This is a genomic window from Adhaeribacter sp. (assembly GCF_057359045.1).
Map to the genome: position 1 here is coordinate 20,404 of NZ_JBMQUD010000007.1, position 22,937 is coordinate 43,340.

22 protein-coding genes and 1 tRNA gene are annotated in these 22,937 nt (G+C 40.6%); 9 read left to right on the forward strand and 14 right to left on the reverse strand.

Going from position 1 to position 22,937, the window contains the following annotated elements:
• Positions 1 to 111: 111 nt before the first annotated feature.
• The 12 genes from ACO1R6_RS01620 to ACO1R6_RS01675 form a co-directional block, all read right to left on the reverse strand.
• On the reverse strand, positions 112 to 978 hold the full coding sequence (locus tag ACO1R6_RS01620; protein ID WP_486261719.1) for a DUF2911 domain-containing protein: 867 nt from the start codon (positions 976 to 978) through the stop codon (positions 112 to 114).
• A 104-nt stretch (positions 979 to 1,082) separates the two neighbouring features.
• Positions 1,083 to 1,595: a hypothetical protein gene (locus tag ACO1R6_RS01625; protein WP_486261720.1), complete on the reverse strand. Its 513-nt coding sequence runs from the start codon at positions 1,593 to 1,595 to the stop codon at positions 1,083 to 1,085.
• A 242-nt stretch (positions 1,596 to 1,837) separates the two neighbouring features.
• On the reverse strand, positions 1,838 to 2,098 hold the full coding sequence (locus ACO1R6_RS01630) for a hypothetical protein (RefSeq protein WP_486261721.1): 261 nt from the start codon (positions 2,096 to 2,098) through the stop codon (positions 1,838 to 1,840).
• Positions 2,099 to 2,215: 117 nt separating this feature from the next.
• Entirely contained in the window at positions 2,216 to 2,401 is a 186-nt protein-coding gene (locus tag ACO1R6_RS01635; RefSeq protein ID WP_486261722.1) for a DUF2158 domain-containing protein, read from the reverse strand.
• Positions 2,402 to 2,797: 396 nt separating this feature from the next.
• Positions 2,798 to 3,922, reverse strand: coding sequence for a fatty acid desaturase family protein (locus ACO1R6_RS01640; RefSeq protein WP_486261723.1), 1,125 nt, complete (start codon positions 3,920 to 3,922; stop codon positions 2,798 to 2,800).
• A 566-nt stretch (positions 3,923 to 4,488) separates the two neighbouring features.
• Positions 4,489 to 6,312, reverse strand: a complete 1,824-nt coding sequence (locus ACO1R6_RS01645) for an ABC transporter ATP-binding protein (protein ID WP_486261724.1) — start codon at positions 6,310 to 6,312, stop codon at positions 4,489 to 4,491.
• A 199-nt stretch (positions 6,313 to 6,511) separates the two neighbouring features.
• Positions 6,512 to 7,978, reverse strand: a complete 1,467-nt coding sequence (locus ACO1R6_RS01650; RefSeq protein ID WP_486261725.1) for a sodium:solute symporter — start codon at positions 7,976 to 7,978, stop codon at positions 6,512 to 6,514.
• Positions 7,979 to 8,285: 307 nt separating this feature from the next.
• On the reverse strand, positions 8,286 to 9,284 hold the full coding sequence (locus tag ACO1R6_RS01655) for an MBL fold metallo-hydrolase (protein ID WP_486261726.1): 999 nt from the start codon (positions 9,282 to 9,284) through the stop codon (positions 8,286 to 8,288).
• A 114-nt stretch (positions 9,285 to 9,398) separates the two neighbouring features.
• Positions 9,399 to 10,037 (reverse strand): hypothetical protein, encoded by a 639-nt coding sequence (locus tag ACO1R6_RS01660; protein WP_486261727.1) that lies wholly within the window; start codon positions 10,035 to 10,037, stop codon positions 9,399 to 9,401.
• Between the two features lie 428 nt (positions 10,038 to 10,465).
• Positions 10,466 to 10,771, reverse strand: coding sequence for a ribosome hibernation-promoting factor, HPF/YfiA family (hpf, locus tag ACO1R6_RS01665; protein WP_486261728.1), 306 nt, complete (start codon positions 10,769 to 10,771; stop codon positions 10,466 to 10,468).
• Positions 10,772 to 10,940: 169 nt separating this feature from the next.
• Positions 10,941 to 12,776, reverse strand: coding sequence for a M61 family metallopeptidase (locus ACO1R6_RS01670; protein WP_486261729.1), 1,836 nt, complete (start codon positions 12,774 to 12,776; stop codon positions 10,941 to 10,943).
• Between the two features lie 26 nt (positions 12,777 to 12,802).
• The gene (locus ACO1R6_RS01675; RefSeq protein ID WP_486261730.1) at positions 12,803 to 13,453 is read right to left on the reverse strand and encodes a class I SAM-dependent methyltransferase; all 651 of its coding nucleotides are present in this window, start codon (positions 13,451 to 13,453) and stop codon (positions 12,803 to 12,805) included.
• Between the two features lie 387 nt (positions 13,454 to 13,840).
• On the opposite strand from ACO1R6_RS01675, the gene ACO1R6_RS01680 reads away from it, so the two are divergent.
• On the forward strand, positions 13,841 to 14,731 hold the full coding sequence (locus tag ACO1R6_RS01680) for a c-type cytochrome (protein ID WP_486261731.1): 891 nt from the start codon (positions 13,841 to 13,843) through the stop codon (positions 14,729 to 14,731).
• A gap of 6 nt (positions 14,732 to 14,737) precedes the next feature.
• Here ACO1R6_RS01680 and ACO1R6_RS01685 read toward each other — a convergent pair whose 3' ends face one another.
• Both ACO1R6_RS01685 and thpR read right to left on the reverse strand, forming a co-directional pair.
• Positions 14,738 to 15,232, reverse strand: a complete 495-nt coding sequence (locus ACO1R6_RS01685) for a CinA family protein (RefSeq protein ID WP_486261732.1) — start codon at positions 15,230 to 15,232, stop codon at positions 14,738 to 14,740.
• A 56-nt stretch (positions 15,233 to 15,288) separates the two neighbouring features.
• Entirely contained in the window at positions 15,289 to 15,831 is a 543-nt protein-coding gene (gene thpR, locus ACO1R6_RS01690; protein WP_486261733.1) for an RNA 2',3'-cyclic phosphodiesterase, read from the reverse strand.
• Positions 15,832 to 15,947: 116 nt separating this feature from the next.
• On the opposite strand from thpR, the gene ACO1R6_RS01695 reads away from it, so the two are divergent.
• From ACO1R6_RS01695 to ACO1R6_RS01730, 8 genes are all read left to right on the forward strand, one after another.
• Positions 15,948 to 16,655 (forward strand): phosphatase PAP2 family protein, encoded by a 708-nt coding sequence (locus tag ACO1R6_RS01695; protein ID WP_486261734.1) that lies wholly within the window; start codon positions 15,948 to 15,950, stop codon positions 16,653 to 16,655.
• Between the two features lie 108 nt (positions 16,656 to 16,763).
• Positions 16,764 to 16,847, forward strand: a tRNA-Leu gene (locus tag ACO1R6_RS01700).
• A gap of 375 nt (positions 16,848 to 17,222) precedes the next feature.
• The gene (locus ACO1R6_RS01705) at positions 17,223 to 17,438 is read left to right on the forward strand and encodes a hypothetical protein (protein WP_486261735.1); all 216 of its coding nucleotides are present in this window, start codon (positions 17,223 to 17,225) and stop codon (positions 17,436 to 17,438) included.
• A 293-nt stretch (positions 17,439 to 17,731) separates the two neighbouring features.
• Complete coding sequence (locus ACO1R6_RS01710) at positions 17,732 to 18,472, forward strand: DUF547 domain-containing protein (protein WP_486261736.1); 741 nt, start codon at positions 17,732 to 17,734, stop codon at positions 18,470 to 18,472.
• Between the two features lie 65 nt (positions 18,473 to 18,537).
• Positions 18,538 to 19,509 (forward strand): arsenosugar biosynthesis arsenite methyltransferase ArsM, encoded by a 972-nt coding sequence (gene arsM, locus ACO1R6_RS01715; RefSeq protein WP_486261737.1) that lies wholly within the window; start codon positions 18,538 to 18,540, stop codon positions 19,507 to 19,509.
• A 146-nt stretch (positions 19,510 to 19,655) separates the two neighbouring features.
• Positions 19,656 to 21,386, forward strand: a complete 1,731-nt coding sequence (gene ggt, locus ACO1R6_RS01720; protein ID WP_486261738.1) for a gamma-glutamyltransferase — start codon at positions 19,656 to 19,658, stop codon at positions 21,384 to 21,386.
• A 197-nt stretch (positions 21,387 to 21,583) separates the two neighbouring features.
• Positions 21,584 to 22,495, forward strand: coding sequence for a bestrophin family protein (locus tag ACO1R6_RS01725; RefSeq protein WP_486261739.1), 912 nt, complete (start codon positions 21,584 to 21,586; stop codon positions 22,493 to 22,495).
• Between the two features lie 134 nt (positions 22,496 to 22,629).
• On the forward strand, positions 22,630 to 22,937 hold a 308-nt coding region (locus ACO1R6_RS01730), incomplete at its 3' end, for a carbonic anhydrase (RefSeq protein ID WP_486261740.1).

Here is a 22,937-nt window from a genome sequence, read left to right on the forward strand (position 1 = left end):
ACAGCAGCAGAACTCCAAGTAGATAATGATAAATGCTAAAGCGTTACTTTAATTATTTACTTAAGAACTTCTTAGAGCCGTCAAACATTAAATCTATAATTAGATTAATGATTATTTAGCGGTTTTCCATTCGGCAATGGCTTTCTCGTTCATGCGCACGTAATCGCTGTTTTTAGATTCTTTGGCCATAGCCATAGATTTTTCGGCGGTTGCAATGGCGCTTTTATAATCTTTGTTTTTAGCCTCAATTTTAGCTTGCGCGTGCAGGGTCCAGAATTTAGGATCTTTGGCGTTTGCCAATCTAATCCATTCTAGTGCTTTTTTCGGGTCTTTGTTCGTATCGAAGTAGTAATTAGCGGCTGCCACATACATTTCGGGTTTAACGTCTTTGGCATTAATTACCTGCTCCTGAATCTGGGCCATTACTTTGCTATCTACATCGGTAATGATTTTAACTTTAACCGACGTGTATTCCCATAATATCTCAAGATTGGCGGTGGCCGGGGTTAAATCTGCAAAGTTGATGGTCAGGGTTTCGGTTTTAGTCGACGTTTTAACCGGCTTCACTTTAAAGCGGGCCACATCGTCTTCGGCTTTATAATCCTGGGTGTTAGCGCCTATTTTAGTGTTTTTGCTAAAAGCAACGGTCCATTCGGTTTCGCCCGGAATGGTGTAGATGGCGTATTCGCCGGCCGGTACTTTGGTGCCTTGTAAGGTTACCGGTTCTTTAAACTCAATAACGGTAGCAGCGTTGGCACCGGTGCGCCAGGGCTCGCCGTAAGGGCGTACTTCACCAAAAACTTTACGTCCTTTAGCACTGGGCCGCGAATATTTAACGGTAATATCGGTTAATCCAACCCGTTGCGTAACCATAGCTTGCGGACTCGCCGCCGGAGTGGTAAGTTGGGCCGTTGCCGGCGCACCAAAAGCTGCTGCCAGGCCAATTAATACGGCAAAAGCAATTCCTTTTCTTTTCATTTTCATTAGGGCGTTTTCTAATTGTTATAACAAACCTACTGGTAAATTTAAGAAAAGGCTGGTAATAAAAACCTAAATTACCAGATAATAAAAATGATTAGTCATTAAAAGCTGGTGCCTACACTTAAAGCAAAAGCCGGCGATAGGGTATAGTTTTGCCGGCGGCTTTCTAAGTCTTTATAAAACAGCGGCACGTAACTTAACCGGAAAAGAAAACCACCCTTAGGTTTTTGAAAACGCAAACCCAGCCGGCCAGTTATGTAATAGTCGGGTTCGGTGGGCTCCGAAGAAAACCGGTGCGTATAGCCAATACCACCTTCTAAATTACCAGCTGCGCTGCCCACAAAGCCTAAAAACTCCAACGGTACAATAGGTATAATCTTTCGCTGACCATTAATGGTAGTGGGGTAACCGCCGGCGCCTAATCGTACACTACCTTTAAAGTTGCCCGATTCCATAGTTATGTAATCGAAATTAGCGGTTAAGCCACCGCTACCGCCTAACTCCAGGTATAAGGCTTTATCGGCACTATACCGCATTCGCGGTTCCTGGGCTCGGCTAATAAAAGGTACAAAAATACAACAGCAAAGAAATCCATAGAAAAAAGGAATCCGCATGGGCAGGTTTAGGTTACTTTTAATTACATTATTTAAGAATAATGCCTGATACGTAATTAAAAATATTCTGTACTATAATTAAAAAAGAAGTAATGCAGAATTTAAAATTAAACTAGTTCCAGCCATTAAAGCCGGCAATATCTGCCAAAAGAATAATTAAATAAAATTTTTCCTTTACCAAATATGGTTTATGCTGCCCCAATACCTATTAGTTAATTTCACAAAATAGAAAGCTTGCCAAATTAAGCTATGGCTTTCAGGTAGTTTAAGCCTTTTTTAGTAATAATATATTTTTGATTTATTGAGTTGCGCTTGCGCAAAAAGCTAGAGGCAATGTAGCGTTGGTCAACCAGTTTTATAACAAACTTGCTAAAGTTTTGCTGGTTTATTTCTACATTAATATGCTGCAAAATCTCTGATTTACCTTGCGGCAATACACAAAATTCTAATATTAGTTTTTTTACATCGTCTAGTACTACTGCATTTTCATTTTCTATCATCATAAGATAAGTAGTTGGTAGGAATAATGTTAAAGGTTATTACTCTTTTTAGTTCTGTAACCCTGCTGCATCAATATAGAATTAATAAACCGAAGAATATAGTTAAATAGATAGTAAAACTTAAGTGCGGTTACTTTTTAATTGAAGCAATTCCGGGTTAAATTCTCCTTCCTTCAATTCGGTACCATCGTGCCATTTACAATTGTATTTGCCATTTTTAGTAAAATAATCTATCGTCATGGTTACACCACCCGTAGCAGCAATAACTTTATCGCCGGTTTTAAATTTTTTTGTAAGTTGATTCATAATATAATTTGAAAGGAAAGGTTCTTTGTTATCGGATGCTTGCGCTAAATATGAACATGCCGTAGAAAAAAAGCGAAAGCAATGTAAAAGGGTCATCAGCCCTAAAACGAGTTGTTTTAAACAAATTAGACCTAAACCTTAAATGCTTTAAACAGCGGGTTTTAATAAAAACTGGCTTGCGTATTTTTACTTATACGCTAAAAACCAGATTTACACTGCACTTTTTTGAAACTATTAAGAGAATATTATTCAAGTATGCCCCACTTACCGCTTAACTGTCTTTAAAAGGGGATTTTAGCAAAGCGTTTATTTCATATAAGTATTTGCGTGAGCCGGTTATTATTAACCCGACCTGCCCAAATATGAAATAAAGGCTTTAAGCCGACTACTTAAATATTAATTGGCTACACGGGCTAATTTTAAACTACGCTGCAGTTTAAATTCGTCGTGGCCCAGTTTTTTTAACATGCGGTAATGCGATTGGAGCGCTTTAAAAAAGGTAGGGCTTTCCAGGTAAGGTAAATTGTATTCGGCGGCCGTTTGCTTTACAATTTTAGAAATAGCCGGGTAATGGATATGGCAAACTTTCGGAAAAAGGTGATGTTCTATTTGCTGGTTAAGTCCGCCTAATAAAAAACCCGCTAATTTACTGTTCGTTGAAAAATTGGCAGTGGTGTACATCTGGTGATTGGCCCAAGCCTCTTCAATATTACCGTGCTCGTTGGGTTGCGGAAAATGCGTGCCTTCTACCACATGCGCCAACTGAAACACCAGCCCCATTACCAGACCTTCGGCCAGGTGCATACAAATAAAACCTATAATAAATTGCCACCAGGTAATATCCAGAACCAACAAGGGCAATACTATAAATAAAAAATAATAAAGGGCTTTGTAAAAAAACAAGTTAAAATATTCGCGTTTGGGGTGGTGCGTAGTTGGGTGCTCACCTATTTTTTTCTGAAAAAACTTTACAAAATCTTTCCGGATTACCCACGATAAAGATGCCAGGCTGTATAAACCAAAAGCATAAATGTGCTGAAACCGCTGAATACTGTTTACTTCTTCTTCCGTCGAGATCCGGATTAAGCCCGGTGCTACTTCTATGTCTTCGTCGTGGCCCGGAATATTGGTGTAGGTGTGGTGTACAACATTGTGCGAAATGCTCCAGATATAAGGGCTGGCACCAATTAAATTAAAAACAAAAGCAAAGGTTTTGTTAATATTCTGGTTGGCCGAGAAGGAACCATGAATGGCATCGTGACAAATATTAAACCCAATAAAGGCACTAAAAATACCTAAGAGTAGAGTTAGGCCAAAAATTACGCCTAAATGAAAATTACCCAGTATAATAAGTAAGTAAAGCGAGAAAAAGCCACTTAAAAAAAATATAGCTTTTGCCCACATAGCTTTGTTGGCATGTTTAGAAACACCATTTTCTTTTAAGTAAGCATCCACGCGCTGGCGTGTAACAGCAAAAAAAGCAGATTTATCTTTATTAGTAAATTTAATTTTAGCACTCATAAATAATTTAGTTAAGCATTTGGCTGAAAGAAAAATATTACTGCTACAATTTTTTTAAAGCGGCATGCTTATCCAAATTAATATAATTTGGCTAGGCTAAAAATATAGGTCTTTACTGGCGATAAACCAGAAAGGGGTTATCAATAATTAATCAGGTAAGTAACAGAAAAGAACGCTTTTGGTTTAAAGCATTTATTTTGTATTATATTATAGACAATAAATGACGAAGTTAAATTCCGAATTGCCTTGTAAACTTAATACCAAAAGAGTTTCTTCTTCTAAAGCAAGCTAAAACCAGTATTGGTATATGCAAATAACGCAATAAAGCCGGACTTATTCTAAGTAGCTTAAATATAATAGCAGAATTGCTCCTTTATATCCTGAAAAACGAATCCTTTAATCAGACTTAAAAAGCGGAAAAAGAAGCAATTAGCTCAGATAAAAGCCTTTTGATTTTATCCTTGAAAAATCTTGGCGGATTAAGAATTTATGATTCTGGTAAAAAGCAAAGCACTTGCCAGATGCAAATATTGCAAAGGCAAGTGCTTTTTTGGTGCTAATTATTTTTAGCTTAACTCAAATTGCAGTTTAAGCAAATTAGCATATAAACCGTTTTCGCTTACCGAAAGATCTTCGTGCCGGCCCTGCTCCACAATGCGGCCGTTTTCAATAACTAATATTTTATCGGCTTTGCGAATGGTAGATAAACGGTGCGCAATTATAATGCTGGTCCGGTTTTTCATGAGTTCGTCCATGGCGCCTTGTACCAGCTTTTCTGATTCAGAGTCCAGAGAACTGGTCGCTTCATCCAGAATAAGAATTGCCGGGTTCTTTAAAATAGCCCGGGCAATAGCAATCCGCTGCCGCTGACCACCCGATAATTTTATGCCGCGTTCGCCCACCAAGGTGTCTAAACCTTCGGGAAACGATTGAATAAAATCATAAGCATTGGCTTTACGGGCAGCCGCAATGATTTCCTCTTCGGTGGCATTAGCCCGACCATAAACAATATTTTCGCGGATAGAACCCCCAAACAGCAATACTTCTTGCGGTACAATACCTATATTCTGCCGCAGTTGGGTTAAATTAATTTCGTTTATATTTTGGCCATCAATATTTATCTGACCGGCGCTTAGCTCGTAAAACTTCATGAGCAATTGCACAATAGTAGATTTACCTGCGCCGCTCGGGCCAACTAAGGCAATTTTTTCACCGGCATTAATGGTAAAGGAGATATCTTTAAGTACCGCTATATCGGGCCGGGTGGGGTAAGAGAACGCTACGTGCTGGTAAGAAATATTGCCCTGAATGCTAAAATCTTTTTCGGTGGGTAAAGTGGGGAGGTGCGTTGGTTCAACCGGCTCGTCTATAATTTCGAGAACCCGGTCGGCAGCGCCCAACGACGATTGAACTTTACCATATAAATCGCCTAAGCCACCCACTGAAGCTCCAATAAACGTTGTATAGATTATAAACTGCACCAGCTGCCCAATAGAAAGTTCTTTGCTTTCGACGAGTGAGGCACCAAACCAGAGTACCAGAATGATACCGCCAAACAAACCTACAATAATAAAAGAGACAAAAGCCCCGCGAAAATAAGCGCCGCGCAAAGCAAACTGAACGGCTTTAGACAAAGAGCGGTTATAACGACCAACTTCAAACATTTCGTTGGTAAATGCTTTTACCACATTAATGGCTTGCAGGGTTTCTTCTACAATGATATTGGTTTTGGCAATTTCGTCTTGGGTGGCTTTAGAAAGTTTTTTTATTCTTTTACCAAATATAAAAGCCAGGAGCACCAGAACCGGAAAAGTAGCCAGCATAAACAAGGATAACTTAACCGAAATAACCATAATAATAATGACCCCCACAATCAGGGTAACTAATTGGCGGAAAAGTTCGGCTAAGGTAATAGAAAGGGTATCCTGTAATTGTGCAACATCGGAAGTAATGCGGCTGGTTATTTCGCCTACTCTTTTTTGCTCGAAATACGGAATGGGTAAAACCACAAATTTGGCGTATAGCGACCGCCGGATGTCGGCTACGGTATTTTCGCTAACCTGGGCAAAAAAGTAAATCCGAAAAAAAGAAAAGATGCCTTGAAGTAAAATTACTCCAAATAAACCCAGGGCAATGTAATTGATATCTTTCAGGAGGCGCGAAGCCTGCCCGGTGGCACTATCTACCAGTTGACCGGTTAAGGCCGGGAAGATCATAAAAGTACTACTGGATAGCGCCAGGAAAATAAGGCCGATAAAAAACTTAAAGCGGTAAGGTTTTACGTAAGTAAAAATGCGAACTCCTTTTTGGAAACTTTCTTTGCTGATGCGTTTTTTAGTTTCTTTTCCGGAAGTTGTGTCCGGTTTTAATCCGGCGCGGTTTTTATCCATGAACTATAATATCTGGTAAGCAATGTAAATGGCAAACAGCCAAGCGTAAGGGCAAAGGTAAAAATTCCACGGCATTATTCCGGTAAATGTTTTAACCTTATACCGGTAATACAACATTCCCGGCTCCGGTTAAGTTTACCTTTGTCCTATAATTTATATACTGGCCGGTTAAAATTTGCGGCTAATTAAAATTATTAAGTTAAATAGCCGCTTCCAGCGTAACGGTTTTAGATTTAGATATACTGAGTAAACCCAGAATAGTTAAAATACCGTTTAGGATAAGCACTTCAAAACCAAATTCATAGCCCCATAACCATTCTTTTGAGTTTAGGTTAATAATGTACGTTAGAAGCGGTGCCAAAACGCATACCACCGGTACCAGATTATCGCGTACATTGCGCTGGATAAATACCCCAAAACTAAACAGCCCCAAAAGCGGACCGTATGTGTAGCCGGCAATTTTAAAAACGGCATTTACTACACTTTGGTCGTTTATAATTCTAAAAATTACAATTACCAGCATGAGCAAGCCCGAAAACCCTATGTGCACCAAAAAGCGGTAGCGCTGGCGTTCTTGCTCGGGCCGTTTATCAAAATTAAGGAAATCGACGCAAAAAGAGGTTGTAAGAGCGGTGAGCGCCGAATCGGCACTGGCGTAGGTAATGGCTACAATTCCTAATATAAATACAATGCCCGCAAAGTCCGAAAAATGATTTAACGCCAGGAATGGGAACACATCGTCGCCTTTGGCGGGTAAAGCAATGCCTTTATTAGCAGCGTATAAATACAGCAAAGCGCCCAGCGACAAAAATAAAATATTTACAAAAACCAGGATAATACTAAACCAGAACATGTTTTTCTGAGCATCGGCTAACGATTTGCAACTCAGGTTTTTTTGCATCATGTCCTGGTCCAGCCCGGTCATTACAATGGTAATAAAAGCACCCGATAAAAACTGTTTAATAAAATAGCGGGAATCTTTGTAATCCCAGAAAAATACCTGCGAATATTCGCTCTGGTCGATAGTGTTTACCAACCCTTGAAAAGAAAGATTCAGGTCCTCAGATATCAGGATAATGGTCGAACCCACACAAATCAGCATAGCCAATGTCTGGAAAGTATCGGTCCAGATAATGGTTTTCATACCACCCCGGAAGGTATAAACCCATATGAGTAAAATGGTAATAAGTACCGAAGCCCAAAAAGGAATACCCAAAGCATCAAATACGGCTAATTGCAACACCCCGGCTACCACATATAAGCGCAAAGCAGCCCCAATGGTACGGGCCAGCAAAAAGAAAAAAGCACCGGTTTTATAAGACCAAAAGCCAAAACGTTGCTCCAGGTAAGTATAAATAGAAATCAGGTTTAAACGGTAATAAAGCGGCATTAAAATAGTAGCAATTACCAGGTAACCCACTAAATAACCCAGAACCAACTGCAAATAAGAAAATTGGGATTGGGCCACCATGCCCGGAATAGATATAAAGGTAACCCCCGACAAAGAAGTACCAATCATACCAAAAGCAACCACAAACCACGGCGATTTCCGATTGGCTAAAAAGAAACTTTCGGTAGATTCGTTTTTGCTGCTGGTGATAAATGAAATAATCATAAGCAAGCAGAAATAACCCGCTACAATACTAATAATAAAAGTAGGCGACATAGAGTAAGGTTAGAACTTTGGGATAAGAACAGCAAAGATATTTAGAAAAAAAATAGTTGCCGGCAATTTTTAAAAAGACCAGGCTATGGTGCGGGGGAGAAAGCTATAGCCCAGAATCGTTTTAAACTATACACAAAAATAAGCCTGATTTTCATAAAACAATAAATATGCATATTTATATGCAGCATTTCTGAATGATTCTTTAATTAACTGTTTGCTTTATTAATGGTTATTTATTTATAATCAATTATTTATAAAAGATATTCCGTTTAGTAGATTATTTTATGCTTTAACGTTACGGGGTATTTTACACGGCCAGTACTTCTCCAATGGCTGGTAAAAGTAATTGCCCTTTTATTTTACCCGCAGCGGCAAATTGCTGCATGGCGGTTATGGGTTCGCCGGCCGGCTCATCCGATAAATCGAAGGTACCATAATGCATGGGAATAAAGTTTTTGCCTTCTAAATCGTGAAAAGCCTGAATGGCTTCCTGTGGGTTAAGGTGGCTTTGCTGCATCATATAATCGGGTTTATAAGCACCAATCGGCATAATACATATATCCGGTGCACCAAATAATTGCTTAATCTCCTTGAAATGTTCTTTGTAAGCGCTGTCGCCGGCAAAGAATATTTTTTTTGTGGGGGTTTGTAGCAGAAAACTTCCCCAAAGCACTTTGTTCATGTCGTTGAGGCCACGGCGGTGCCAGTGCGCAGCCGGTAAGTAAGTGATTTTTACGCCGGTTTCCTGCGCTAAACTAAATTGCTGGTACCAACCCGCTTCCTGGAATATCAAACCGGGCACCATTTGCTGCAACAGGCTACCCATAGCTAAAGGAACCATGGCTTGCAGCGCAGGATTTTGTTGGAACAATTGCCGTAAAGATTTTTGATCAAGATGGTCGCGGTGGCCATGCGACAGTAACAGAAAATCGATATTTTTAATGAATTCGGGGGAGCAGGGTAATGGCGTTCGTCTTTTAATAAAGGGTAAGCCGTAGAACACCGGATCGGTTATAAAGTTAAAACCATTTAAACGGATTAAAAAAGTAGCGTGGCCCAACCAAACCACCGCATCGTCGCCGGAAGTAAAAATATTTTGATCAGTAATAACCGGCGGTACGTAATTGTCTTTTTGCTTTTCGGTTTGTTGCGGGTTTTTACTTAATTTCCATTTAAAAACATTCAAAAACGACGGATTATACAGGGTATCGCCGTTCGCAAACTTACCGTTTATAACTTTGTTGCCGGGCCAATCGGGCTTAATTGTTTTAAGCTTAGGATTGAATTTGTAGCTTGTTTTTATCATTACTAAAATATAATAAACCTGTACTACGCCAATTTAAAAGATTAAGTAAAAGCAAGAGCAAAAAAAAGCCCACTATTTAAGTGGGCCAATGAATCTTTTAATGTGTTTTACTTTTTAATACCCGAAAGGATAACCCGGATTATTAAACTGGTTGTTGTAAACATTGCCATTGGAGTACCGGATGCCGCCCGAAACCGACAGGTGTTCGGTAACTTTATAATTGGCCCGTAAATGCAAGCCGCTGGTACCATTAAAGTTTAAACTGTTAAGCGAAGGCGGCAAGGGGTTTTTATTTAAATCGCGCCAAACACTACCGGTTAAATTAAGCCGGTCGTTTACCATGTAGTTACCACCCACATTTAAAATGTAGCGTTGGTTGGCGTAAGGTGTGTAATTAGGCCCGTTATTCTCTACCCGAGGCCCTAAAAAGTTAGATCCAAAGTTATTCAGGAAAGTTAAAGACGCGTAACCGCTGAAACGCTTGCTCACCGGGAACATAACGCTGGGCTCCAGGTAAGTAGTGGTACCAAACAAACGGCTAAATTGTGTGCCCGCCGATAAACCATAGCTCAGTTTACGGGGCGGTGCTAAGGTAGCGGTTGTACTTGGTTCGGCTGGTGAAACCTGTTGCACGGCAGGGGCAACGGCTGGGGGTGTACTTGTTAGCTCGGGAGCAGTATTACCGGAGCTTTGCGCCTGGCTACTCCAGCTAAAGCCTATTAATAAAGCTAATAAGGTTATATGTTTAATCATGATTATAAACTTCAGCAAAAATCAAACCCGATATGGAATTAATTTTATAAATCTAATCAGCAACAATGAATATTACTACTATTTAAACTTTTAATTTAGCCTATTATTGCCTGAGGCAAGTTATATGAAATGTAATAATTTTACTTTGTACTAAAGCATTGGTTTTCAAAAACCAGATTATATTTATTTAACCCCATTTAACTGATGCGCAATTTTGCATTCTAGTCACCACTATTATTCTTAAACAACTGGTCTTTTTTACTGCTGTGTTTGTTTAGGTAAATAGTGATAAATTGTTGTTTATCACATTATAAAGGAATATATAAATTAAAAAGCCTTACCGCTAATATCAGGCGGTAAGGTTAAATACAAAGTTTTATGATCTAAGGTTTACGCAATATTTTTTACTAAACTTTTAAATCATGACCTTATTTTTTTTCTAGTTGGCGGCGTAGTTTTTCTTCGAGACTTTTTAAAATGGGCAACCAGTGTTCGCCGGTATCAGAAGCATAAACATCGGTGCCCGGCACGCCCAACCTGATACCAATTTTGCGGTTATCGGTAGCCTGGTTTGCTTCTACACTTAAATAAACATCTACCCAGTTTATTTCGGAAACAAACCGTTGCATTTTGCTAATTGTATTCCGGATAGCGGCTTGTAAATCGTCGGTTATGGTAATGTCTACGGCCTGAACATCTAATTTAATGCCTTCAAAGTTTTCGGTATAGTTCATCGTTTTATGGTTTAAAGAGTACAGAAGCCCAAACAGCCATTAAAATAAATAGCTGTTTGGGCCAGATAAGTCTTGATAAAACGGATTTCTACCTACTTTGTTCCCCGTTAATATTTTATAAGGGTACCGAATTTTTCACCTCAATAGTGAAGAATATACTACAACTAAATTATTTAGCTTTAGCCGCTAACCAGTTTTTCCGGAACGTACGCATTTGCTTTGTAAGCGACAAACCAGCGTTTTCGTACAGTACTACTTCTATTAAAGGGTCTTCTATTAAGGTTAGAGTAGTTTCTTGCGTTTGGCCCATACGGTTTTGATAAGTTAGTTTTACCTGGTCGCCGGGCTTGTTACTAGTTAAAGCTGCCTTTAAATCAGAGGGTTGGGTAATATTTTTACCGGCTAGGGATACAATTACATCGTCGCGGGTTAAGCCGGCCTGGTACAAGGGGCTACCTACCAACGGATTGGTTTGCAGCACGGCGGCATTGTTGCGGTAAGAGATAAACGTTAATCCAAGGCTAGCTTGGCCGGCATTTACCGGACGTACTATAAAACCGGCTTGGCCCAATAATTTTTTATAATCGGCAAAATCTTTTCCTTTAATGTATTTATCGAAATATTCTTTAGCAAAAGCAGCATTGCGGGTTAAATCAGCTAAAACATTTTGTAAATCGGTAATGGTATAAGGTACTTCGTTCTGGCCGTGTTTCTGCCAAACAGCCCGCATGTAATCATCGAGGGTAATATTCTTGAACCGGCTGCGCAAAGTTAAGTCTAAAGCCAGACCAATTACACTCCCAAAAGGATAATAAGACACGTAGGTGTTTACCCGGTTTACCGGATCAATGGATTGGGCAGCATCGACAAAAGGGGCCTGGTAACTCATTTCGACTGCCGAAAAATATTTGCGGCCGGGCGAGTTGGCTACGTGGTTTAATTCGGCGGATATATTCTGGGCGTATTCGGCTGGGGTATTTACGCCACTGCGGCAAAGAAGCAAATCGCCGTAATAATTGGTAAAGCCTTCGGCAAACCATAACTCACCCGACATATTGGCTTCAGCAAAATTAAAGGGCTCCAGGGCTTGAGGCCGAATGCGTTCTACGTTCCAGGAATGAAAATATTCGTGCGACAATGTGCTTAAGTGGTTGTTTACATTATTTTGTAAGGGACGAGTGCTGGAAATAACGGTAGAATTGCGGTGTTCCATGCCGTCGCCGGTTGCCTGCGGACCGTAGCAAGCCAGGAAAGTATAGCGGCCATTTTCGTAATGGGGGTACTGCCGGAAAACAGCGCCGGCTTCGGCTACTACTTTTTTAGCTTTGGCGGTAAAATCATTAAAGTCGTCGGTAACGTCGCCGGGGTTGTGCAAAGCAATTCTAATCTGCTGGGTTTGCCCCGGTAAGGTCCATTCAGCAATTTTAAGTTCACTTATTTCTACCGGGCTGTCCATTAAATATTGCAGGTGCGGGGCCGAAAAGGTATTTTGCGCTGTTTCTTGTTTTAACTGGGTGGCAATTTGCCAGTTTTTACCCTCAGGTAACTGGAATTGAACGGTTCGCGACCGGTTATCTAATCCCAAACCATACATAAGTGTAGCCGGCATATTTAAATGGATATGTTCAGTGCTTATGCCGGCATACGTACCATCGGCCCGGTCGCCAAAGAGGGTGTAGGTGATGGTTACCTGTCCGTCATGTTTTGCAATATCCCACTGGTGCGGGTTGGGTCGGCTAATTTCCAGTTCAAGGCCCTGGCGATTTACAGCTTTTACATTATAAACATTTTTGGCAAATTCGTGCAAAGCATAGCGCCCCGGCGAAGAACGCGCCATTCGGACCGAGAAAGTACCCGCCGGCAAATCCGAAAAGATAACTTTTATTTCGGCTTCGTGGTGACGCGCATTGGGGAATGTTAACGTATAAGAAATGCTTTGCTGGCCCAGAGCCTTAAGCTGAAAAAGTAAAAATAAAACAGGAATAAATAGCCGGAATTTAAACATGCAGCAAGTATTAAAGAGAAGTAAAATTAAAGGGCGTATTTTTGGTACAACACCGACTTAATCAGATTACCGTAAAAATAAGCGGATTTTTGCGGATCTAAACAGCCATTACTCAGAGATTTTTCCCAATCGGGCAACTCCTTCGCTTTTACATTACTCATTACCCCAAAAAACAAGTACATGCTTTTAAGTAGTATTTTTTGCGCGAATGCCTTAAACCCATTGCCGGCCGGCGGTACAAAATCGGTAACGAGCCAATAGCCATTAACCCGTAAGTGCGGGTATACAGTTTTAACAAGATTGTTTAGGGTGGGTGCCGAAAAAAGGTCGAGTAAAAAAGGCGTAATTATTACATCAAATGTTTCAGTAGGGTAGAGGTCCCGCTCAGTACCTAATCTAAATTCCACTAGGTTAATGTTTGGCAAGTGAGCCGTTAGTTCCTGGCTTAGGCGCAGCATTTCGGCGGATGACTCTACATAAACTATTTTGTTAAAGGCGGTTTGGGTAAGTAGTTCATTTAACAACCAACCGGTGCCGCCCCCCAGTAAGAGCAAATTGCCGGAAGCGGGAAGTTGGGGAATAAAATGCAGTTGCGCCGTCCGGAGAGCATTTCCGAAAACTAATTTTACCAGCCCATCATAAACCGGAGCAATAAAATCAAAGCCTGTTTTATTCATCTATTTCTGTCATTCAGGTGCTGGTTGCAGCCATTCGGCCAGTTTAAATATAGGTTTATGATCTGAATATTTAGTTTTGTAAGAGCTACAAGGCAGTTGTACAATGGCCCGAAGTAATTTTACAATGTAAGATTTATAAGAATTCGGGTAAACAATACAATAATTTAATATAATTATTCAATTTAATTTTTTCGGATACTTAATATTTAAAGAGATTAAATACAATAGATGAATTAAACTTTATATACATTAATTATAAACTTTTAGGTAATTATATTTAATTAACAATATATTTTTAATTTAAATCCAAATTGTTATTATTGCCATTAATTATTCATTTTCAGTCATTTAGTTCTCACCTAACACCATTTAACCTAATTAACACTTATGAAAAAATTCTTCAAATGGACTGGCATTGGCCTGGCAGGCATTATTCTGCTGCTGGTGGCAGTAATGGCTTTTATTTACTTTAGTGTAGAAAGCCGTTTTAACAAAGAGTACCAGGTTGCCGTAGCACCTTTACAAATCCCTACCGATTCGGCCGCTATTGCTTTGGGCGAACACGTAGCCGCCATTAAAGGCTGCACCGATTGCCACGGCAAAGATTTTGGTGGCAACATTGTCATCGACGATCCGGGTTTAGGACTTATAGCCGCCCCCAATATTACTACCGGTAAAGGTGGTTTAACATCGCGGCACAACTCTTATACCGACGAAGATTACATTCGGGCTATTCGCCACGGTATTGGCAAAAATAACAAAACTTTAACCTTAATGCCATCTTACGAATACAATCCTTTATCTAAAAAAGATTTAACTTCATTAATTGCTTATTTAAAAACGCGCCCGGCAGTAGATAAAGAAATGCCCGCCATTAATTTAAAGCCGGTGGCTTATGTGTTAACCCAATTAGACAAAATACCTTTAATATCGGCCGAAAAAATTGACCATACCCTGGCCATGACAGAAGAAGTGCACCCCGAAGTTACCGTAGCCTACGGCAAATATTTAGCGGTATCATGCGTGGGTTGCCACGGCGAAAATTTCCGGGGCGGCGATGCGATTATTCCGGGCTCACCCAAAGTGCCTAATATTACCGGCAAAGGCAGCCTGGCCAATTGGTCCGAAGATCAGTTTATTCAAACCTTGCGCACCGGCGTAACGCCCGAAGGCAAAAAGCTGGATCCCAAATTTATGCCCTGGCCCATGGCGAAAGAATTTACCGAAACCGAAATCAAATCACTTTACTTATTCCTGAAAGAGCAACAGCCTAGCTAATATTTATTATTCGTGTTCAAAATGGCGGTCGATGGTTTCTTCTAATTTATGGAAGATATAATCGGCCGCTTTTTTGCGAATACCGGTGGCATCGCCGGTAAATTCTTCCCGGAACTCTTCGACCTTATTCTTGAAGAAAATAGCTATAAATACCGAGCCCACCGGCTTGGCCGATGTTTCGGAAGCGCCAACCCCGCCCAGCCCCGTAACGGCTATGCTCACTTCGGCTTTTAATAGTTTGTGCAAACCCATTACCATCTCGTTGGTTACCTGCTGCGATTCGGCGGTATACAATTTTAAAGTTTGCTTTTTTACGCCCAATACCTTTTGCTTTACTTCTTCGGCATACGTTACAATACTTCCTAACAACACATCAGAAGTGCCTTTGGCCTTAATAAACTCCGAAACCAGCATCCCGCCGGTTATGCTTTCGGCAAAGGCAATGGTCAGACCTTTGTCTTTCAGCTTCATGGCCAGCCGGGTTAAATCAGAAGTAGACATAAAAACGGGATTAGAATTTTTGCTTTTTACTTACCTGGGAACTAAATAGTTTAATATTAATGAGGGGCAGCTAAAGTAAATTCCTGCACAACCGAATATTCCGGATGCGGGCTCCCCAATTTAGATTGCCACAATGCTATTGTATTTACCTCGTACTCCGGGAAATCTATATGTTGCATGAGCGGAAGCGCCGGGCCGGATAGTTGCTCTTTTTTAAGCCGGGCAATGGTTATATGGGGAATTAAATCTGGATGCGCATTGCTTTGGCCGGGCAAAATCTGGCTTACCGCGTGGGCTAAAGCGGCGTAAGCCGGCTCTTCGGCAAACCGGACCCACACCAGCCGCGGCGATTTTAATTTAGGACCTGGGGCAATTTCCCGAAAGTGCAGCTTAAACGGATTGGTACTGGCCGCAATTGCTCCGAGTTGCTGAATTAGTAGCGGTAGTTTGTTGTCGGGTGTTTCGCCTAAGAAATGTAAGGTTAAATGCCGATTGGCCATTGGCACCACCCGAACACCCGGCACCTGGTAGGCGGGTAGCTGGGCCGTAATAGCAGCTTGTACAGTAGGCGTTAAAGGTGCGGCAATAAATAAGCGCATAGATAATTGTTAATTTTGACCAAATAAACCTAATGTTTTTTTTAACGGGTTTAAATGGTAAAATGATAATCCGGAATTTAGCTTTCTGGTAAAGATATGCGTATAGGTACTTCTGTATGACTAAATTGATCCGGAAATCGCTGGCAATATTTGCCTTATTTACCGTTGAGCTTTTATTTATCTGGGCGGTATTTATAACCTGTATTCTGCTGTTTTTTTTCCTGGCCCGCGAAATTTTAGAAGATCAGGAAATAAATTTTGATGCAGGTGCTTTTGCCTGGGCCGATAGTTTGGCTTCGCCGAAGTTTAATGGTTTAATGACCAATATAACTTTTTTTGCCTCGCGCAATTTTATAACCGCAGCCTCGCTGTTGCTCATCTTTTACTTTTTATTTGTGCGCAAACACCGCTGGTATTCTTTAAAAGTGCCGGTAATTGCTTTGGGTAGTATTTCGCTGAATTTAATTTTAAAGTATTTATTTAACCGCGAACGACCTATAATACCGCACCTGGTGCAATCGTATGGTTTAAGTTTCCCGAGCGGTCATGCCATGATTAGCGCTTCTTTTTACGGTTTGCTTATTTACCTGGTGTGGCAGCACGTTAAACCGCCTGCCTTAAAATGGGTGCTTACACTTTTTTTAATATTATTTATTCTTTTAATAGGTTTTAGCCGGGTTTATCTGCACGTACACTACGCCAGCGATGTTTTGGCTGGTTTTGCCGCCGGCTTTCTGTGGGTAATTATTGCCATTTACCTGCTCAAAAAGCTCGAAAAATATTCGCGGCGGCATTTAAACCCCGTAGTAGAAGCCAAGACTTAAAAAATATTTATTAACCATTTGCAATATTAAACCTAATTCTGCTACATTTGTGTCCCGATAATCAAGGTGCTTTTAAAGGCAAGTTGGTTAAACTTATTACCAGATAATGCGCACGTGGCGGAACTGGTAGACGTGCAGGTCTCAGAAGCCTGTGGGAGTTGTCCCGTGGGAGTTCGAGTCTCCCCGTGCGCACATTGCCAATAAGAAGAGCCTGTAAAGTAACAACTTACAGGCTCTTTCTTTTTTGTATCACATTAAGTATAACGCTTTTTAAAATATCGGTCATTTGCCTAAATTCTTTACCAGCCGGGTAAAAACAGATTTAATTAAGGTAAACGCAAATTATTGATGCCATTATCTTAGCCACTTGCTAAGATAATGGCTTGAGTATGAAACGAGTAATTTGCCTGGTATCTAAAAACCCGAATATTGAATAATGTATTTTACAAATATTTGAAATATTATGTGGTATTTTGCCGACCTTTAAGCTTGTAGAAACTTTGTTTAGATTAACCTGGCAGATATTTTTATACTAAATAAGCCGCGGTGGCAGTAAGCAGAAGTAACATGCCCTTATACATAAAAGCTTTAAAATTTAACAGTAATGATTTAGAAAACATGACTTTTGATGAATGTTATGAATTACTGTTGATTTTTAGGTATCTGCAGTTCCGCAACGATACCACCATCGAAAAGCAAGTGCTGGAAAATCACATGGAAGCCATCCGGAAACGCATGGCCGTTTTAAACGGCCCTACTGATAATAATCATAACTTAATTTAAAAATTAAGCCTCAATCCTATTTAGAGCATTATAATTAAATTTTGTATTGGTAAACTAAAAAAGAACAGGTTTCTTTCTGAATAGTTTGCCGCGCCAAATATTAATTTAAAACAAGCTCTCAAACTACTTGGCACACAAAATGAAACTTTGCTTGTAGTTTTAACCTATCTTTAGCTGTATAAAATCTGCCGGAAAATCTAAAGTAGCTCTAGCGGAGTAATGCAACAGATATGCAATATTATTTGCCGGAAGAATTTACCTGAACAAAACAGCGAATTATTTATTATACCTACATGAAAAGATTTTTATGCCTGGCTACCGTTATTTTGTTGTTTGGTTTATTAAACCTGACAGCGCAACCAGCCCCGGTAAACCATACCGTATTCGATAAACTCCTGAAGCAACACGTAAGTAAAACCGGCAATGTAAACTACAAAGGGTTTATCCGCGACAGTACTGAGTTAAACAAATATTTAAAAACCCTCAGCAGCAATCCGCCCCAGAATGCCTGGTCTAAAAACGAGCAGTTGGCTTATTGGATTAATGCTTACAATGCATATACCATACAGCTAATCATTAGAAATTACCCGCTTAAAAGCATTAAAGACATTGGTAGTAAAATAAAAATACCGTTTGTAAATACGCCCTGGGATATTAAGTTTATCCGCATCGGCAAAAATACCTATGACCTGAACAACATTGAACACGATATTTTACGCAAAAACTTTAATGAGCCCCGCATTCATTTTGCCATTGTTTGTGCATCGGTTTCTTGCCCAAAGTTGCGGAACGAGGCCTTTGTGGGTGCCCGGATTAATGAACAGCTAACGGCGCAGGCCCGCGATTTTATAAATGACCCCAGACACAATAAAATAACGCCTGCTAAAGCCGAGCTTTCATCGATATTTAGTTGGTTTAAAGAAGATTTTACCAAAAATGGGAGTTTAACTGATTTTATCAACCAGTTTGCCCAAACCAAAATACGCCCCAACACGAAAATTTCTTACCTGGATTATAACTGGAACCTGAACTAATAATAGGGAACAGCCTTTGCGCCAGCGGAGCAATATTTTAAAACATACACCCTTTACTTTTACGAATGGATACTTATTTAGATACCACTGCCGATGTTTATAAGAAAGCCGCTTTAAGTCCGGAGTTGGGTTTATGTTGTACTACTACGCCGGTTTGGCAATTACCCGGCCTTACTATTCCGCAAAAAATGCTGGAGATGAACTACGGTTGCGGCAGCACCGTACATCCGCGCGATTTAGTTAATAGTCCAAGTGTACTTTATGTTGGTGTAGGCGGAGGAATGGAGTTGCTGCAATTTAGCTATTTTAGCCGACGGCCAGGAGCCATTCTGGGCGTAGATGTGGTACCGGAAATGCTGGCTGCTTGCCAGGCCAATATAGCTACCGCCGAGAACGTAAATCCTTGGTTTAAGTCTGAATTTATTCAACTAAAAGAGGGTTCGGCTCTTAATTTACCGGTTGCGGACGCCAGTATTGATGTAGCCGCGCAAAATTGCTTGTTTAATATTTTTAAAGCAGCCGATTTGTGCCTGGCTCTTTCTGAGATGTACCGGGTTTTGAAACCACACGGTCGCTTGGTTTTATCGGACCCGGTTTGCGAAACGGCCATGCCCGAAAGTCTGCAAAACGACGAAAGATTACGCGCCCTTTGCCTCAGTGGCGCTTTACCATTAAACGACTATGTGCAATTGCTAACTGCAGTGGGATTTGGCACCATTGAAATTCGCGCCAAAAGACCGTACCGCATTTTAGCGCCGGAACATTACAATACCCCGGAGTTAATATTTATTCAGAGTGTTGAAGTTTGCGCCATTAAAGACCCCATGCCGGCCGATGGGCCCTGTGTTTTTACCGGTAAAACCGCCATTTACTACGGCTCTGAGCCCTTCTTCGATGATAATAATGGCCATACACTTTTGCAGAATCAGCCTTTGGCCGTGTGTGATAAAACCGCTGCTAACCTGGCTAATTTAGGCCGTAGTGATATTTTTATATCAGAATCTACGTATTTTTATGATGGCGGCGGTTGCTGCTGATCATATAATGTGTGCTATATCTTTAATTCTAAAATATAAACATGCTATTGCCAACTATATTAAATTATTTTATTTAAAAACAGGGTATTTATTTTAAAGCTATAAAACTTACTGTACTAGTTTAAGTTTAACTAATTTTTAACAGAATGAAAACGGCTTGCAAGTACTTCCCGATTAAATATTTTTTTATTGGATTTTACGTACTTGGCGGCTTGTTTATTCCTTACTTACCGTTTTCCGTGTCGGCCCAGAACCTTTCCGTAAAAGCCCAGCAGGGCGCTGTAGTTTCTATTGATGAATATGCCTCTAAAGCCGGGGTAGATATGTTAAAACAAGGTGGCAACGCCATTGATGCCGCTGTGGCAACTGCTTTTGCTCTGGCGGTTACACACCCCTTTGCCGGCAATTTAGGTGGCGGTGGTTTTATGCTTATCCGGTTGGCCAACGGCGAAGAAGTAGGCGTCGATTTCCGGGAAATGGCGCCGGGCAAAGCAACTCCCGAAATGTTTTTAAAACCAGATGGTACCGTAGATGCCGATAAAAGTAATTTTGGTTATTTGGTGGCGGGCGTACCCGGCACGGTAAAAGGTTTAGAAGCAGTTTGGCAAAAATACGGTTCTTTGCCTTGGCCAACTTTACTAAAGCCCGCCATTCTTTTAGCCGAAAAAGGTATTTATTTAAATAAATACGATGTAGCCAGCCTCGCCAAAAACAAAGAACACCTGGCCCGGTATCCTGAGTCTGTTAAAATATTCTTTAAGCCCGATGGCAGTACATACGGTGCTCAGGATTTATTTATCCAGGAAGATCTGGCCCAAACTTTAAAGACCATTTCGCGGTATGGCGCCAAATCCTTTTACCAGGGCCGGCTGGCAAATAAAATAGTAAAAGACTTTCGGGCAAACGGCGGCATTTTAACCAAAGATGATCTAAAAAAATACGAAGCTAAATTCCGGACGCCAGTAAAAGGTTCTTTTGCCGGTTACGATGTAATAGGCATGCCATTGCCCTCGTCGGGAGGTATTGCGGTGCAGGAAATGCTGAATGTAGTGGACAGACTTAAACTAGACTTAGAAAAGCCGCTTTCGCCGGAGAACCTGCATTTATTAATTGAAACCATGCGTCACGTTTTCCTGGATCGTACGCGTTATCTCGGCGATGCTGATTTTGTAGATGTGCCGGTACAAAAATTATTGGCCCCGCAGCACGCGCAAGCTACCGTCCGTAAAATTTCACCAGCCAAAGCTACCCCATCGGCAGAATTATCGAATAAAGTACTGGTAACCGATGAGAATATAGAAACTACCCATTTTTCGGTGATTGATAACAAAGGGAACATGGTTTCTACTACCATTACTTTAGAAGAGGCATTTGGTTCTAAAGCCGTGGTAAAAGGATTGGGTTTTTTGCTAAACAACCAGATGCACGATTTTAACATCAATCCCCGGCAAGCTAATTTCCGGGGATTAGCCGGCACCAACCCCAACGGCATCCAGCCACACAAACGGATGCTTAGTTCAATGTCGCCTACGTTGGTGTTAAAAGATAGTAAACCTTATTTAATTACGGGTTCACCCGGCGGACGTACCATTTTAAATACCGTTTTACAAATGATTTTAGCCACTTCGGTGTATCGTTTATCTTTGCACGAGGCCATGCAGTTGCCCCGGTTAAGTCACCACTGGATGCCCGATTTAGTTTACATCGAAAAAGATAAATGGGACCCCGCTATTATAGAAGCGTTAAAAGCCAAAGGCCATGCTTTTTCAGAAGTGGAATCGCTTGGCGACGCGCATTCTATTTTAATTAACCCGGAAACTGGTATTTATGAAGCCGAAGCCGACCCCCGCCGCTCCGGTTGGGCCGAAGGGTATTAATGGCTTTTACTCTTAAACTAATCATTATAAAGGTCTTAACTTTTTAAATTTTACTGGTATAATCAGAACAAAAACGCACGAGTTCATTTATTTTTATTAATTCAAGTATAACCTTTTATAGATAAATATTCGTTTTTAACGCTATCGTTTTTTAATGCGCTAAATGAAATCATCAGTTAAAATATTAAAAGGTTTATATGTTAGTTGGTGAAAGAGTTCCTGTCCGGTATGTATTTAATAAAGTAAAGATAGACGCCCTTCGGGTACTTTGCATCTCCACTCTTTTTCATATTCTCAAGAGTTTTTTCGCCGATTACCTGCCCTCCATACCCTTACAATTGCCTACGGTTTTAGGTACGTCCATTTCTCTTATTTTAGCTTTCCGGATTAATCAGTCGTACGACCGCTGGTGGGAAGCCCGCAAGGTATGGGGTGCTATTGTAAATGATTCCCGTTCTCTTATTCTGCAGCTCATGGGTTTTATAAACACAACCCCAGAATCAAACCCGCAAGACAGAAATACTATTCAGAAAATTACTTACCGGCAAATTGCCTGGTGTTATAGTTTGGGCCAAGCTTTGCGCGGCCTTGATCCTTTAGCTAACCTGAACCAATATATCTCCGATGAAGAATTAGCTTTTCTGCAAACCCAAAATAATAAAGCCTTTGCCATACTTTCTTTACACACCGCCGATTTAAAACAACTGCGCCAACAAAACAAATTAAACGATTACCAGCACATTCAGTTAGATAATACGCTGGTTCGGCTTTGCGAGTCGATGGGAAAAGCAGAACGGATTAACAGTACCGTTTTCCCGGTTACTTACCAGTTATTTGTTCATTTTTTTATCTACCTGTTTTTGATTATTCTGTCTTTAGCTCTGGTAGAAAGCATTGGATTTTATGAAATTCCTATTTTAACTGCTATTGCGTCTACCTTTTTTATGCTGGAAAAAACCGCGAAGCATTTGCAGGAGCCTTTTCGGAATAAACCCACCGATACCTCGGTTACGGCCATTGCCCGGACCATTGAGGTTAATTTAAAGCAAATAATAGAAGCGCCGGATGTGCCTAAACCTTTAGCACCGGAGGGCTTTTACCTGATGTAAGAAATAATTTCTAACAAACGGGATTAAAATGTGTTTTTCTATTTTAATCTAGCTTTAATCTCGATTTAATTTAATATTAATCTCTATGCTTTAAGTTTGTAGATATAAAAAAAGACGTTATAATAACTATAGATATGAGAACACACACAAAAGAAACGCAGAATGGTTTAACGCCCGATATGGCCATTCAATTCCTGAAAGAAGGAAACGAGCGCTTTATGAATAATTTAAAGGCCAATCGGAATTTGTTGCAGCAGGTAAACGAAACCGCTACCGGCCAGTTTCCTTTTGCCACTATTTTGAGTTGTATCGATTCCAGAACTTCGGCCGAATTAATTTTTGACCAAGGGTTAGGCGATATTTTCAGTATCCGGATTGCGGGTAATATTTTAAACGAAGATATATTGGGTAGCATGGAGTTTGCCTGTAAAGTAGCCGGTTC

Coding starts and splice junctions, on each gene's coding strand:
- ACO1R6_RS01620 (WP_486261719.1), bottom strand. CDS start 978: ATGAAAAGAAAAGGAATTGCTTTTGCCGTATTAATTGGCCTGGCAGCA.
- ACO1R6_RS01625 (WP_486261720.1), bottom strand. CDS start 1,595: ATGCGGATTCCTTTTTTCTATGGATTTCTTTGCTGTTGTATTTTTGTA.
- ACO1R6_RS01630 (WP_486261721.1), bottom strand. CDS start 2,098: ATGATGATAGAAAATGAAAATGCAGTAGTACTAGACGATGTAAAAAAA.
- ACO1R6_RS01635 (WP_486261722.1), bottom strand. CDS start 2,401: ATGAATCAACTTACAAAAAAATTTAAAACCGGCGATAAAGTTATTGCT.
- ACO1R6_RS01640 (WP_486261723.1), bottom strand. CDS start 3,922: ATGAGTGCTAAAATTAAATTTACTAATAAAGATAAATCTGCTTTTTTT.
- ACO1R6_RS01645 (WP_486261724.1), bottom strand. CDS start 6,312: ATGGATAAAAACCGCGCCGGATTAAAACCGGACACAACTTCCGGAAAA.
- ACO1R6_RS01650 (WP_486261725.1), bottom strand. CDS start 7,978: ATGTCGCCTACTTTTATTATTAGTATTGTAGCGGGTTATTTCTGCTTG.
- ACO1R6_RS01655 (WP_486261726.1), bottom strand. CDS start 9,284: ATGATAAAAACAAGCTACAAATTCAATCCTAAGCTTAAAACAATTAAG.
- ACO1R6_RS01660 (WP_486261727.1), bottom strand. CDS start 10,037: ATGATTAAACATATAACCTTATTAGCTTTATTAATAGGCTTTAGCTGG.
- hpf (WP_486261728.1), bottom strand. CDS start 10,771: ATGAACTATACCGAAAACTTTGAAGGCATTAAATTAGATGTTCAGGCC.
- ACO1R6_RS01670 (WP_486261729.1), bottom strand. CDS start 12,776: ATGTTTAAATTCCGGCTATTTATTCCTGTTTTATTTTTACTTTTTCAG.
- ACO1R6_RS01675 (WP_486261730.1), bottom strand. CDS start 13,453: ATGAATAAAACAGGCTTTGATTTTATTGCTCCGGTTTATGATGGGCTG.
- ACO1R6_RS01680 (WP_486261731.1), top strand. CDS start 13,841: ATGAAAAAATTCTTCAAATGGACTGGCATTGGCCTGGCAGGCATTATT.
- ACO1R6_RS01685 (WP_486261732.1), bottom strand. CDS start 15,232: ATGTCTACTTCTGATTTAACCCGGCTGGCCATGAAGCTGAAAGACAAA.
- thpR (WP_486261733.1), bottom strand. CDS start 15,831: ATGCGCTTATTTATTGCCGCACCTTTAACGCCTACTGTACAAGCTGCT.
- ACO1R6_RS01695 (WP_486261734.1), top strand. CDS start 15,948: ATGACTAAATTGATCCGGAAATCGCTGGCAATATTTGCCTTATTTACC.
- ACO1R6_RS01705 (WP_486261735.1), top strand. CDS start 17,223: ATGCCCTTATACATAAAAGCTTTAAAATTTAACAGTAATGATTTAGAA.
- ACO1R6_RS01710 (WP_486261736.1), top strand. CDS start 17,732: ATGAAAAGATTTTTATGCCTGGCTACCGTTATTTTGTTGTTTGGTTTA.
- arsM (WP_486261737.1), top strand. CDS start 18,538: ATGGATACTTATTTAGATACCACTGCCGATGTTTATAAGAAAGCCGCT.
- ggt (WP_486261738.1), top strand. CDS start 19,656: ATGAAAACGGCTTGCAAGTACTTCCCGATTAAATATTTTTTTATTGGA.
- ACO1R6_RS01725 (WP_486261739.1), top strand. CDS start 21,584: ATGTTAGTTGGTGAAAGAGTTCCTGTCCGGTATGTATTTAATAAAGTA.